At 73.1% G+C, this 13734-nt stretch carries 10 protein-coding genes; 7 read left to right on the top strand and 3 right to left on the bottom strand.

Annotated features, from left to right (window positions below):
* The first annotated feature begins 226 nt into the window (after positions 1-226).
* Together FHS39_RS22760 and FHS39_RS22755 are read left to right on the top strand one after the other, a co-directional pair.
* Positions 227-1027: an MgtC/SapB family protein gene (locus FHS39_RS22760; protein WP_343069692.1), complete on the top strand. Its 801-nt coding sequence runs from the start codon at positions 227-229 to the stop codon at positions 1025-1027.
* 125 nt (positions 1028-1152) lie between these two features.
* Positions 1153-1851, top strand: coding sequence for a GNAT family N-acetyltransferase (locus FHS39_RS22755; protein ID WP_184351277.1), 699 nt, complete (start codon positions 1153-1155; stop codon positions 1849-1851).
* Here FHS39_RS22755 and FHS39_RS22750 read toward each other — a convergent pair.
* Positions 1826-2464, bottom strand: a complete 639-nt coding sequence (locus FHS39_RS22750) for a TetR/AcrR family transcriptional regulator (RefSeq protein WP_184351276.1) — start codon at positions 2462-2464, stop codon at positions 1826-1828. The two genes, FHS39_RS22755 and FHS39_RS22750, sit on opposite strands and share 26 nt — an antisense overlap.
* 167 nt (positions 2465-2631) lie before the next feature.
* Here FHS39_RS22750 and FHS39_RS22745 point away from each other — a divergent pair, with 167 nt between their 5' ends.
* Positions 2632-4854, top strand: coding sequence for an MMPL family transporter (locus tag FHS39_RS22745; protein ID WP_184351275.1), 2223 nt, complete (start codon positions 2632-2634; stop codon positions 4852-4854).
* 37 nt (positions 4855-4891) lie between these two features.
* Here FHS39_RS22745 and FHS39_RS22740 read toward each other — a convergent pair whose 3' ends face one another.
* The gene (locus tag FHS39_RS22740) at positions 4892-5956 is read right to left on the bottom strand and encodes a saccharopine dehydrogenase family protein (RefSeq protein ID WP_184351274.1); all 1065 of its coding nucleotides are present in this window, start codon (positions 5954-5956) and stop codon (positions 4892-4894) included.
* Between the two features lie 604 nt (positions 5957-6560).
* Between FHS39_RS22740 and FHS39_RS22735 the strand changes: the two genes are divergently transcribed.
* The 4 genes from FHS39_RS22735 (at position 6561) to FHS39_RS22720 (ending at position 13194) form a co-directional block, all read left to right on the top strand.
* Positions 6561-9047 carry a hypothetical protein gene (locus tag FHS39_RS22735; protein ID WP_184351273.1) on the top strand — a complete coding sequence of 829 codons (2487 nt, stop codon included), beginning with the start codon at positions 6561-6563 and terminating at the stop codon, positions 9045-9047.
* 46 nt (positions 9048-9093) lie between these two features.
* Complete coding sequence (pigE, locus tag FHS39_RS22730; protein WP_221463096.1) at positions 9094-11613, top strand: prodigiosin MAP biosynthesis aminotransferase PigE; 2520 nt, start codon at positions 9094-9096, stop codon at positions 11611-11613.
* Positions 11614-11683: 70 nt separating this feature from the next.
* Positions 11684-11956 (top strand): acyl carrier protein, encoded by a 273-nt coding sequence (locus FHS39_RS22725; protein ID WP_184351271.1) that lies wholly within the window; start codon positions 11684-11686, stop codon positions 11954-11956.
* A complete protein-coding gene (locus FHS39_RS22720; RefSeq protein ID WP_184351270.1) occupies positions 11953-13194 on the top strand; it encodes a beta-ketoacyl-[acyl-carrier-protein] synthase family protein in 1242 nt (413 codons plus the stop codon). The genes FHS39_RS22725 and FHS39_RS22720 overlap by 4 nt, the downstream gene beginning before the upstream one ends.
* Before the next feature lie 69 nt (positions 13195-13263).
* Here the strand turns inward: FHS39_RS22720 and FHS39_RS22715 are convergent, their stop codons facing one another.
* Positions 13264-13710 carry a hypothetical protein gene (locus FHS39_RS22715; protein WP_246470422.1) on the bottom strand — a complete coding sequence of 149 codons (447 nt, stop codon included), beginning with the start codon at positions 13708-13710 and terminating at the stop codon, positions 13264-13266.
* Between the last annotated feature and the right edge of the window lie 24 nt (positions 13711-13734).

Below are 13734 nucleotides of genomic sequence, written 5' to 3'. Positions count from 1 at the left end.
GGGGCCCACGGGCTTGACCTCGCTCTCCCCGGGCCGGGCGCGGGGCGCGCGGGGCACCTGCCCGCCGCTCGCCCCCCCCTCCCCCGGCCACGACACCCGCTTTGGGGGCGGCTCGCGGCCTGGGCCGCGCGCCGCCCTCGTCGTCTCCCTTCCCGTCCGGCGGTTCAGCACCCGGCCGCGAGCCGCCGATAAGAGAGCGGAGACGACAGGACGAGGAGGGTGGACCGTGGTCATCGTCAACGAGTGGCACATGGCGGCCAACATCACGGCGGGCCTGGGGTTCGGTGCGATCATCGGACTCGAACGCCAGTGGCGGGCCCGGATGGCCGGCCTCCGTACGAACGCCCTGGTCGCGGCCGGATCCGCGCTCTTCGTCCTGCTCTCGCAGTACGGCTTCGCCGCCGCGACGAGCACGACGGGCTACGACGGCTCCCGGGTGGCCGCGCAGATCGTCTCCGGCATCGGCTTCCTCGGCGCGGGCGTCATCATGCGCGACGGGCTGAACGTGCGCGGCCTGAACACGGCGGCGACGCTGTGGTGTTCGGCGGCCGTCGGCGCGCTGGCCGGGACCGGCCTGTACGTGGTGGCGATGCTCGGCACGGCGGGGGTCGTCGGCGCCAACACGCTGCTGCGGCCGCTGGCCCGGGGCCTGGACCGGGGTGGGCACGGCGGGGCGGAGGTGGCCACCGGCTACCTCTTCGAGGTGGTCTGCACCGAGCCGGAGGAGGCGCATGTGCGCACCCTCGTCGTACAGGCCGTGGCCCGGCCGGACTTCCTGCTGCGCTCGGTGCACAGCCGCGACGCGGACACCCCGGGCAAGGTGATCGTCTCGGCCGGGATCACCACGGAGAAGCGGGACGACAGCCTGCTGGAGGAGGCCGTCAGCAGGCTCTCGCTGGAGCCGGCCGTCTCCGCGGTGAGCTGGACGGTGCTGCACGGCCCGGACGACGAGAGCGGCGACACCGACGAGGACTACGGCCCGCGGTGGCGGGGCCGCCGGGTGCGGAACCTCTTCACCGGCAGATGAGCCCACCGGCGGACGGGCTCACTGGCAGACGGGCAAAGGTTTTTGTCGCTTGACTGGGTCGCTCGACCAAGTTGGCGGTATGGTCGGTTCCGGGAGACTCGCTTCCGTTCCGAGGAGGGTGTGTCATGCGGCAGTTCGGCACCCGGATCCAGACCGAGACCCAGACCCCGGCCCACGTCGTCACCGTGCGGCAAGCGGACGAAGGAGACCTGGACTTCTTCGTATGGGCCATGATCACAGCGGCCACCTCGCATCTGAGCCGCTCCTGCTGGGAGGTGCTCTTCGGTGCGCCGGTGGAGGTGGCCACGGAGGTGCTGCGGGCGCTCGCCCGCTCACCGCGGCCGCACTGGTGCCATCTGTCCCGCTGTCGGGTGGCTGAGGTGGACGGCACCCCCGCGGGAGCCCTGACCGTCTTCGACCCGGCGGCCGAGGGCATCGACGCGCTGGCCGGGGAGTTCGCCGCCCTGACCGCCGCGGAGAACGGCGGGCCCGGCGCAGGGGTCTTCCCCGGAATGCCGGCCCGGCAGGCGGTCTTCGCCTCCTGCGTCCCGGGCGACTACGCGGGGGCGTGGGGCATCGAGAACGTCGCCGTCCTCCCGTCCTTCCGGGGCGCCGGGGTCGTCGACGCCCTCCTCGGGCACGCGCTGGACCTGGGCCGGGCGCGCGGCCGCGAGCACGCGCAGGTCATGTGCCTGGACGGCAACGTGCGCGCCCAACGGGCCTGGGAGCGCAACGGCTTCGAGGTGCGGGCGGACTACCGCGGCCGGGACTTCGAGGCGCTGTTCGGCTGCCGGGGGCTCAAGCTCTTGGTGCAGGCGTACTGAACACGGCCCCGGTGGCGGCCCGCCCCTCGCCCGCGAGGGCCAGCGTGGCCGCCACCAGGTGCTCCAGGCCCGTGGCGGAGGCGTCGTCGTCGATGACCAGGTGGCGCAGCGCGAGCCCGTCGAAGCCCGCCAGGAAGAAGCGGGCCAGGGTCACCGGCGGGGCGGCCAGGGGGCGTTCGGCGCGCTCGGCGACGTCCGAGATCATCTTTGCCGCCGTCTGCTCCAGGTCGCTCTGGTGGGCCCGCAGCACCTCGTGCAGTTCGGGGTTGCGCAGCGCGTACGTCGTCAGCTCGATGAAGAGCAGGTAGCGGCCGGGCTGCTGGCGCAGCCCCTGCCACAGCGCCCCGGCCATCAGGCGCAGCGACTCCTCGAAGTGCGGCCCGTCGGGCGCCGCGCGGCGCACCAGCTCGACGAGCTCGGCCGTCAACTGCTCGATGACCGCGCGGTACAGGTCGCGCTTGGTGCCGAAGGTGTAGTGCACCGTCGCCTGTGCCACGCCGAGTTCGGCCGCGATGGCGCGGGTGCTCCCGGCGTCGACTCCTTCACGGGCCATCAGGTCGATGGCGGCCTGGACGAGCTGGGGGCGCCGCTCGGCGGCGGGGACATGGGCCATGGCCCCAGAGTATCGACCGGGTAAAGCGCCTTCTTCAAGTGACTTCATCGAACAACTTATTCGCCCGACTTCACCCAATGACTTTGTCGAGCGACCAAGTCGTGCGTATGGTGGGCTCGCAGGCATCTCTCCGTTCTGTGCACGTCCGCACCTGGAGGCACCCTGAAATGGCCACGTTCCTCTACCGCCTGGCCCGGTCCTGCTACCGCCGCCGCACGGCCGTCCTGGCGATCTGGCTGGCGCTGCTGATAGGCCTCGGCGGCCTGGCGGCGGCGTTCTCCGGGAAGACGAGCGACGAGTTCCGGGTGCCCGGCACCGAGGCGCAGCGGGCCCTGGACCGCATCGCGGACACCCTCCCCGAGTACGCGAACGCCTCCGCCCAAGTCGTCTTCGCCGCCCGCAAGGGCGAGACGCTGACCACCCCCGAGCACCGCAAGGCGGTCGGGACGGCCGCCGCGGCCATCGGCAGGGCCGAGGGCGTGGCGGGCGTCCGCGAACCGTTCGCCTCCCAGGCCGTCTCGCGCGACGGCCGGATCGCCCTCGCCCAGGTCGTCTTCGACAAGAAGCTGCGTGACCTGGGCGACGGGCCGAGGGATGCCGTGCGCAAGGCCGGGGCGAGCGCCCGCGACGCCGGGCTGCAAGTGGAGTTCGGCGGCGACGCCTACACCCCGACCGTGCAGGTGGAGGGCGGTGAGGTTATCGGCGTCGGGGTCGCCGTGCTCGTCCTGCTGATCACCTTCGGCTCGCTCGTCGCCGCGGGGCTGCCGCTGGCGAGCGCCGTCGTCGGCGTGGGCGTGGGAATGGCCGGACTGCTCGCGCTGACCGGCGCGTTCGACGTCATCTCCACCGCGCCGGTGCTGGCCCTGATGATCGGCATGGCGGTCGGCATCGACTACGCCCTGTTCATCGTCTCGCGGCACCGGCAGAACCTGGCCGAGGGGATGGCGCCGGAGGAGGCCGCCGCGCGGGCGGGCGGCACGGCGGGCAGCGCGGTGGTCTTCGCGGGCGCGACGGTGGTCGTGGCACTGGCTGGGCTGGCCGTGGCCGGGGTGCCGTTCCTGACGGTGATGGGCCTGTCCGCCGCCGGGGCCGTGGTCATCGCCATGCTGGTCGCCATCACCCTCCTTCCCGCGCTGCTCGGTTACGCGGGACGCTCCGTCGAACGGCTGCCGGTGCCGGGGCTGCGGAAGCGGGCGGCCGGTGCCGGGCCCGGTGCGGGGGAGCGCTGGGGGCGCTTCGTCGTGCGGCGGCCGGTGGCCGTGCTGCTGGCCTGCCTGGTGGCCGTCGGCGCCGTGGCCATCCCTGCGAAGGACCTGCGGCTGGGCCTGCCCGGCGGCGGCTCGTACGGCAGGAGCACCACCGCCCGCAAGGCCTACGACCTCGTCAGCGAAGGCTTCGGGCAGGGCTTCAACGGGCCGCTGGTCACCGTCGTCGACGCCTCCCGCGCCGAGCGCCCCGACCGGGCCGTCCAGCAAGTCGCCCAGCAGCTGGCCCAGTTACCCGGCGTCGCCACACCGCTCGCGCCGTCCTTCGACAAGAGCGGCAAGCTGGCCGCCGTCCCGGTCATTCCGGAAGGCGGCCCCGACTCCCGCTCCACTGCGGACCTGGTCTCCCGCATCCGGGACCAGCGCCCGGAGCTGCGGCGGTCCGGCGTGGACATCGCGGTGTCCGGCACCACCGCGGGCAACATCGACGTCTCCAGGAAGCTCGGTGACGCCCTCCCGCCGTTCCTCGCCGTGATCGTGGGCATCTCGCTGATCCTGCTCGCCCTCGCCTTCCGCTCGGTGCTGGTGCCGCTCAAGGCCATCGCCGGCTTCCTGCTGAGCATCGCCGCCGCCACCGGCGCGGTGGTCGCGGTCTACCAGTGGGGCTGGCTCTCCGACGTCTTCCCGGTGCCGAGGACGGGGCCGGTGGTGAGCTTTCTTCCGATTCTGCTCATCGGGGTCCTCTTCGGTCTGGCGATGGACTACGAGCTGTTTCTGGTCTCCCGGATGAAGGAGGAGCGCGCCCACGGGGCCGAGCCGCGCCCGGCCGTGGTCTCCGGCTTCGGCAACGGGGCACGGGTGGTGACGGCCGCCGCGCTCATCATGATCTCGGTGTTCGGCAGCTTCGCCTTCGGCCACGACCCGATCGTGCAGCCCATCGGCTTCGCGCTGGCCGTCGGGGTGGTCATCGACGCCTTCGTGGTGCGGATGGCGCTGGTGCCCGCGGTGATGGCGCTGCTGGGCCGAGCCGCGTGGTGGTTCCCCGGCTTCCTGGAGCGGGTCGTGCCCAAGGTCGACATGGAGGGCGAGCGGCTGGCCGTGCGGCAGCCGGTGCAGCCTGAGGGAGAGGGGGTCGATGGGTCCGCGGCCCCGTCCCTCGTCAAGCAGCGCGGGGCCGGCCGGTGACCCGGTGGCCCCGCCCCGAGCTCGCGCGGTGCCCGCGTCAGGCCCCGGCGCCGATCCGCCAGGAGGTCAGGCCCGCCCCGGCGAGCGCCGAGGGCACGTCGGCGAGGGAGTCCAGCTGCTCGATGTGGTGCACCCCCTCCGGCAGGCCGCCCGCCAGCACCCGGGCCGCCACCTCGGCCGCCACCAGGCCCGTGATGCGCGTCTGTGAACGGGCCGTCAGGGCCCGCGCCGCATGGCGGCCGTGGAAGTGCGCGTCGGCGCGCACCGCGAAGTCCTCGCCGCCGACGTGCACCCGGGTGATCGCCGAGGTGAGCGGCGCCTCGAGCCGGGCCAGCCGCGCGGCCCGGAAGACACCGGCCCCGCGCATCCCGAACAGCAGGCCGGTCAGGAACCCCGAGTCCAGGCTCAGCCGGGTGGTCACCTCGGGCACGTCGAGCGTACGGCGCAGCGTGTACTGGTCCGAGAACGGGAAGGCGTGATGCATGCGCGCCCGGCCCGAGGGCCCCATCCCCGCCCGCAGCGGCCGCGCCGACTCCTGGTTCCCCTCGGCGAGTTGGGAGACCGTCCAGCGGACGGAGTCCTTGCCGTGCGCCTCGCCGGAGCCGAGCAGGACGGACAGGTCGATCCGGTCGGCGCCGCCCAGTTCGTCGTGGAGGCGGCGGGCCAGCAGATTGGTCAGGCCGGGCGCGACGCCGACGCTCAGCACGGCCGTCGCCCCGCGGGAGCGGGCGAGACCGCCCAGTTGCTCGACGCACCGGATCATCCGGTGCGTGGCCGCCACGTCCACGAGGCCGACGCCGTGCTCGAAGAGGAGCCGGGCCGGGTGCTGGGCCGCGGTGCGCGGCTCGACGGCGAGGACGGCCAGGCCCGCGCCGTCGAGCGCGCGCTCCAGGGAGGCGGGGTCGGCGAGGTCGGCCTGGGCGGCCAGCAGCGTGCCACCGCTCCCGGCGGCGAGCCGCGCGGCGCGGTCGCCGTCCCGCCCGGCCACGACCACCCGGCCGGGGAAGCGCCCGGCCAGCGCCTGGGCCGTCACCCGGCCCACGGCACCGTAACCGCCGAGGACGACTACACGGCCGTTACGCCGCAGTTTCGAGTTCGTCATGGCTGTATGAAATCAATGCCGAAGCATTTCGATCAAGCGGATTCATGAACTCCGTGCATCGGAATCGAGACCTCGGGGGGCGTTTATCGGACGTTCAGCCAGCGTAATCCCGCATCGGGTAACAGACTCCGTACGGCCCGGTCCGGTTGCGTGACACTCGCCACCTGATCGACTTTCGGCGCGGCTTGACCGCATGTCTGTGAATCATGAATGATGGCTAGTGCAAGCGAACGCGGGATCCCACCGAGAATGCTTAGAGAATGCTTCACACGGGGGCCAGACATGCACGCTGCAACGTCGTGTAAACACTGTACATCGGCCATGTAAAATCCCTGCCGGGATTTGCCGGCATCCGGCCCGTACCCCTGCCGCACCACGCCAGATCGTGGTAGCGAGCGCAGGGCGGCCGCCTCGCATCCTTTTGTCGTGCCGCCCGGCGTTTTCCCTGGGGAAACGCCGCCGTCACCCCGGCAGGACACCATCGAAGGCGCCCGGACATTCCACTTCCGGGACCGCCTCCATTGTCGCCGGACAACTTCCCCGGTGCAATACCTCGCGCCCGGAAAGGGCATCTCCTCGCGCTCAGTCGAACGGAGGACCGGACGTGCCCACCAGCTCGTCACCGGAATTAGGACACCGATTCCTGATTCTTTCCGTAGGAAAACATCCAGCCTTTCACGCCGTCGTCGCCGGCGCCCTCGGAGAACTGACCACCGGTTCCCGTCGGCGGCTGGGTCCCGGTGACGGCGGAAATACGATCCTCAAATCGAGCTCACATAGTGCCGAGCCGCCCGCGGCCCACGCCGAAACCCTCGCCAGGGCCCTGCGCTACCTCGACCGCGCCCTGCCCGAAGCCGAGCTCCGCCACGTCACCGCCGACACCCTCCCGGCCGCCGCCCGCGCCCTGCGCGAGCTGCCACCTCCGCCCGCGGGTGGCGAGTCCCTCCCGCTCCTCCTCGTCGATGCCGACGGCGCGGGCCTGGGCACCGAACCCTTCGACCGCGCGCTCCCGGACGCCCTCGCCGCCCTCGCCGACGACCTGCCCGCGCACCTGCGCTCCACCCTCACCGCCCACGGCACCCTCGTCTACGACGCCGCGGCCCCGGCCGGCACCGCCCGCGTCCACGTCGCCAGGCCCTACGTACTGCGCGCCCTGCCCGCCCACGACTGGGTGCTCTCCGCCGACGTCGTCTGCGCCTTCACCGACCACGTGCAGGTGCGCCACACCGGCTCCGCGCTGCGCACCGCCACCCGCACCGGCACCTCCGCCCTCGCCACCGCCCTGCACTCCTTCCTCGGCAGGCAGCCCGGCGGCCCCTGGGGACTGCACTACTACACCGGCTCCGTCGTCTCCGGCACCATCGCCGACCTCGACCGCCTCGCCGCCACCACCGGCAACCCGGTCCTGCGCGGCCCCAGCGAACACGCCCTGGCCTGCGGCGCCCTGGCCCGCTGGCAGCTGGACGGCGCACCCTTCCTCATCGTCGTCACCAGCGGCATGGTCGACGAATTCCGCGGCACCCTGGCCAACATGCGCGACGCACGGGCCCGCGGCTTCGTCGTCTGCGCCGAGACCACCCCCGGCGCCTGGTACCCCTTCCAGGGGACCGTGCACGCCGCCGAGGACTCCCGCGCCGTCCTGGCCGCCAAAGGCCTGCCCCACGTCTACCTCGACGACCCCGACCGCCTCGAAGACGGCCTCGCCGAGGCCTGCGCCGCCTACCACGCGGGCCGCGGCCCCGTCTTCCTCCTCGCCACCCCGGCCGTCCTGGACGCCGCGGGCTCACCGGACCGGCTCGAAGCCCTGGCCCGCAGCCACGCCCGGCCGCCCGCCGCCACCCTCGACGTCACCGAGAGCGCCCTGGAACCCGTACGCCGGCTCGTCGAATCCGGCCCCGCCCGTCTGCTGTGGCAGTGCGGCCCCCTCGACGCGGAGGAATCCGGCCTCGTCCACGACATCGCCGCCCGCGCCGGAATCGCCCTGGCCGACTCCCTCACCCACCCGGGCAGCGTCGCCAAGTACCGCGACGGGAAAGCCGTCGAGGAGTACCTGGGCACCCTGGGGATGTACGCCTTCTCCGCCCGCGTCCACGACTACCTGCACGAGGACGGGCGGCTGCGGCCCCGCAGCGAACAGGCCCTGCTCTTCCTCAAGAGCCGCATCGCCGAGGCCGCCACCCCCTTCTCGCCCGCCGCCCTGGCCCGGCGGCTGCGCATCGTGCAGGTCACCCACGAGCGGGCCCACCTCGCCCCCTTCGCCGACCACCCCGTGCACGCCGCCGCCCTGCCCTTCCTCACCGCCCTCCGGGCAGGCCTCGACATCTCCCCGGAGCTGCTCGCCGCCCGCCGCGACGCCATCGCCCGCACCCGGGAGAGCACCTCCGACGTCGTCCACCGGCTGCCGGTACTGCCCATGAGCGCCAACTACTTCTTCCGGCGGCTCCACGACGTCCTCGACGACCTCATCCGCACCACCGGCTACACCTACACCGGCGTCTTCGACGTGGGCCGCGGCGGCCTCTCCGCCATCCGCAACCTCCCGCGCACCGGCCCCGGCTTCTCCGGCTGGTACGGACGGGCCCTGATGGGCGACGCCCTCCAGGCCGTCCCCGCCGTCGCCCTCACCCGTGACGACAACGTCCTCGCCTTCATCGGCGACGGCGCCACCGCGCTCGTCCCCGACATCCTGCCCACCCTCATCCAGCAAGCCGCCCTCTACGAACGCGGGCTCCGCCGCAACCTCACCGTCTTCCGGCTCATCGACGGCGGCCACTCCGTCATCCGCACCTACCGAGAAGGCCGCGCCGGCGCCGAAGCGAGCCGGCAGACCCAGGTCCTGCACCTCCTGGAGCCGGAGTGGACCCGCACCTACGGCGAACTCACCGTCCGCCACCGGCACGTGCACGACGCGGCCGACGCCGACCTGCACACCTGGCTGCGGCAGGAAGCCACCGTCACCATCTGCTCGGTCCTGCTCTCGCACAACAACGAAGGCGACGGCCTGAGCCTGCTCTCCTCGCTCGGCTGGCAGCGCGACGACCTCCCCGAGCTGGCCTTCGCCCTGGCCCAAACGCCCCGCGGCACCCACTGAGCACGCCCGCCGCCTCTTGTCGCTTACCGGAAACGGAGTCACCTCCTTGTCCGCCACGTTCGGCTTCCTCGCCCACCCGATCAGCACCGGACACCGCCACCAGGTGCGCGCCCTGGACCTGCTGAGCCGTCTCTACGACGACCAGCGCGGCACCCCGCCGCCGCACGCCCCGCGCCACCACGTCCCGCTGCCGCTGCTGACCTCCGTCACCTCCGCCACCGGCGACCGCTGCACGGGAGAAGTCCGCTACCTCCCCTACACCGCCCAGCAGATGCTGCGCCGCCCCACCGTCGCCCGCGACATGGTCGTCGCCGAGGTCACCGCACTGCGCGAGGAGGCCGGCGCCGAGCTCGTCGGACTCGGCGGCGCCACCTCCATCGTCGGCGACCGCGGCGAATGGACCGCCCGGCACGTCGGCATCCCCGTCACCAGCGGCAACTCCCTCACCGTCTACGCCGCCCACCAGGAACTGCTGCACACCGTGCGCCTGATCGGCCTGGAACCGGAGCGCACCCGGGTCGCCGTCGTCGGCTACCCCGGCTCCATCGCCCTGGCCATCGCCCGGCTGCTGCTGGCCGACGGCTTCCCGCTCGACCTGGTGGCCCGCCGCGGCAACCGGCCCCCCGCCGCCCTGCTGCGCTACCTCGACGACGACCACCACGAGCGCGTCCGCATCGTCGACTCCGTCGCCGAATGCACCGCAGGCACCCGGCTGTTCGTCAGCGCCTCCTCGGTCGGCGGCCTCGTCGACCCCGCGAAGCTGCCCCCGGGCTCGGTCGTGGTCGACGTGGCCCTGCCCCGCGACGTCCAGGAGCCGCCGCCACCCGGCAGCGACGTCCTGGTCATCGACGGCGGGCTGGTCAGCGCCACCGACGCGGTCACCGTCGGCGACGGCTCGCTGCCCTCACCGGGCCGCCAGCTCAACGGCTGCCTCGCGGAAACCATGGTGCTGGCGCTGGAGGGCCGCCCCGAGTCCTTCTCCCTCGGCCGCGAACTCGACCTGGAGCGCGTACGGACCATCGGCCGGCTGGCCGCCCGGCACGGCTTCCTGCCCACCCCGCTCGCCTCCTTCGGCCGCACCGTCCCGGACGCCGCGATCGAACGGCTCGCCCGCCACCACGGCCGCGGCGCGCACGGCCGCACCGAGGACGTCACCGCGCTCACCACCCGGCGGTTCCGCGAGCACGTCAACCCGCCCATGGCCCGGCTCTTCGCCGCCCACGGCCTGGACCGGGTCTTCACCAGCGCCAAGGGCACCACCCTCACCACCGCCGACGGCACCGACTACCTCGACTTCATCGCCGGGTACGGCTGCCTCAACCTGGGCCACAACCACCCGGAGGTCACCGCCAGGCTGCGCCGCTTCCTCGACGACGGCTCGCCGACCTTCATCCAGTACGTCTCCATGCCCGCCCAGACCGCCGAACTCGCCGAGCGGCTCACCGCTCTGGCCCCCGGCCGGCTCGGGCGCGTCTTCTTCGGCAACTCCGGCACGGAGGCCGTGGAGGCGGCCCTGAAACTGGCCCGCGCCGGAACCGGCCGCACCCGCCTCGTGTACGCGGAGAACAGCTACCACGGCAAGACCCTGGGCGCCCTGTCGGTGACCGGCCGTGACGCCCACCGCGGCCCCTTCGGACCGCTGCTGCCCGACACCGTCGCCGTGCCCTACGGCGACCTGACCGCGCTCGCCGAGGCCGTCGAGGGGGCGGCGGCCTTCATCGTCGAGCCGGTCCAGGGCGAGGGCGGCGTCGTGCTCCCGCCCGAGGGCTATCTGCGTGCGGCCCGCGAGCTGTGCCGCACGGCGGGCGCCGCCTTCGTCCTGGACGAGATCCAGACCGGCCTCGGACGCACCGGCGCCCTGTTCGCCGCCGACCACGACGGCCTCGACCCCGACATCCTGTGCCTGGCCAAGTCGCTCTCCGGCGGCCTCGTCCCGATCTCGGCGACGCTGTGCCGCGACGATCTGTGGGACGCCGCGTACGGGACCACCAACCGCTCCATGCTGCACTCCTCGACCTTCGGGGGCGGCAACTTCGCGGCCGCCGCCGGGCTGGCCACGCTGGACGTCCTCACCGAACGGGACCTGCCGGGCCACGCCCGCAAGGTCGGCGACCACCTGCGCGCCAGGCTGCGCGAGGCGACCGCCCCGTACGGCTTCGTCAAGGAGGTCCGTGGCATCGGCCTGATGACCGCCCTCGAATTCGACGGCGACTTCTCCGGCGCCGTCGGCTCGATCACCGACGAGGTGCTCACCCGCCTCCCCGGCGATCTGCACACGCTCGTGGACTGGCTGCCCGACGACCTGCGCAGCGCGCTGTCCGGCGTCGGCAAGGCCGTCGAGTCCACGCTGGGCGACCTGATGTGCCTGCGGTTCGTGGGCAGCCTGGCCCGCGACCACCGGATCCTCACCTTCGTCACCGCCAACCACAACCGCGTGCTGCGCATCCAGCCGCCGCTGATCCTCGAGACGGCGGAGGCGGATCGTTTCGCCGACAGCGTGGCGGCGGTGTGCGCCGGGCTCGCCCTCCACGCCGACCTGGCCGCCTGGCGGCCGTCGGCCGCCTGACACGACCACCTGACCATTCCCAGTCCGTACCGAAGTTCCGCACCGAAGCCACACCGAAAGGGCCAACACCATGACCAGCAGCACCGTCGAGCAGCAGATCACCGACTTCCTCGTCGACCGCCTCGGCCTGCTCCCCGAGGAAGTCACCCCGCAGGCCAGGCTCAAGGAGGACCTGGGCCTGGACTCGCTCGACATGGTCGAGCTCGTGACCATCGTCGAGAGCCGGCTGGGCTTATCCGTCGACGACGAGGCCGCCGAGTCCCTCCGCTCCCTGGGCGACGTGGTTTCGTACATAGAGGCACAGGAGCCGGCACCGGCCGCATCCGCCGAGGACGCGGCATGAGCGGCCACCGGGTCGTGGTCACCGGGCTCGGCCCGGTGACCTCCGTGGGGGTGGGGGCCAAGCGCTTCCACGTCGGCCAGTCGGAGGGCCGCAGCGGCGTCCGCACGATCAGCCGCTTCGACCCGGCCGGGCTCCCGGTCCGGATCGCCGCCGAGGTGGATCTTCCGCCGGAGCTCGAACTCTCCCGCCGCGACACCCGGGCCACCGACCGCTGCACCCAGCTCGCCTCCGTCGCCGCCACGTTGGCGCTGCAGGACAGCGGCCTCGACCTGGAAGCCGAGGACCGCAGCAGGATCGGCGTGGCCATCGGCTCGGGCGCGGGCGGCACGGAGACCACCGAGCACAACCTGCGAGCGTCCTTCGAGCGCGCCGACGGCCACAAGGGCCTGTCCGCCCGGTTCATCCCGTCGTCCATGGTCAACAGCGCCGCCGCCTGGGTCACCATCCAGTACGGTCTGACCGGCCCGAGCAGCGCGGCGGTGACCGCCTGTGCCTCCGGCGCGGACTCCCTCGTCGCCGCCCACCAGATGATCGCGACGGGCGAGGCCGACGTCGTCCTCGCGGGCGGCACCGAGGCGCCGCTGGCCTCCCGCATGGTGGGCGGCTTCGCCAAGATGCGGGCGCTGTCGACCCGCAACGACGAACCGGAGCGGGCCAGCCGCCCGTTCAGCGCCGACCGGGACGGCTTCGTCCTCGGGGAGGGCGCGGCCGTGCTCGTCCTGGAGTCCGCCGAGCACGCCGCGGCCCGCGGCGCCGTCCCGCTCGCCGAGTTCCGGGGCTACGGGCGCTCGTCCGACGCCTACCACGTCACCGCCCCCCGCCCGGACGGCACCGGCGCCGCCCGCGCGGTCACGGCGGCCCTGCGCTCGGCGCGGCTCGACGCGGCGGATGTCGGTTACGTCAACGCCCACGGCACGGGCACGACCTTCAACGACGCGGCGGAAGCCCAGGCCATCCGCCTGGCCCTGGGCGACGCCGCCGCCCGGGTGCCGGTCTCCGCCACCAAGTCGCTGACCGGCCACACGCTGGGCGCCTCGGGCGCCATCGAGGCGGTGGCGAGCGTCCAGGCCCTGATCCACAACCTGGTGCCCCCCACCGCCAACCTCGACGAGCCCGATGCGGAGCTGGGCCTGAACGTGGTGGGCGCGCACGGCCTGGAGACCGGGGTCGACGCCGTGCTGTCGAACTCCTTCGCGTTCGGCGGGCACAACGTGGTGCTCGCCTTCACCCGGGGATGACCGCCCACGACGGCGAGCGGGCCGGGACGCGTGTGCGTCCCGGCCCGCTCGCCGTCGTCCGTGGCGGACTCACGCCTGGTAGGTGATGTCCCAGTGGGTGGACTCACGGGCGTAGATGTTGCCCGCGGACGACTGGTACTGCGCGGCGCCGTCACCGCGCTGGCCGATGTACTTGAAGTTGCGCTTGATGTAGTCGGTGACGCAGGCCGTCGGGTTGACGTCGACCTTGTAGCCGTTCCAGTGACTCTTGGAGCCGGACGCATGGCCGGTCTCGGTGCCACCGGTGATGGTGATCGAGCAGCCGCTGGCCCTCTTGAACGTGATGATGCCGTTCACGGTCGAGACGTTGATCTGCTCGAACGAGGTGCAGTTGGAGTGGTTGCGGTTGGTGCAGTGACCGCTGGAGGTCCAGGAGATCCCGGCCGCACGGAGCCTGGCCTCCGCCTGGGACTGGGTGAGCTTGGCGACGGCGAGGGTGGACGAGGCGGGGGAGGAGGCGCGGGCGGTCTCGGCCATGGCCGGAGTCGCCAGGGCACCGGC

Source organism: Streptomyces olivoverticillatus (assembly GCF_014203555.1).
GTDB classification, from domain to species: Bacteria; Actinomycetota; Actinomycetes; order Streptomycetales; family Streptomycetaceae; genus Streptomyces; species Streptomyces olivoverticillatus.
Note: the sequence above shows the minus strand (reverse complement) of the source record. Positions and strands in the feature narration are given on the sequence as shown.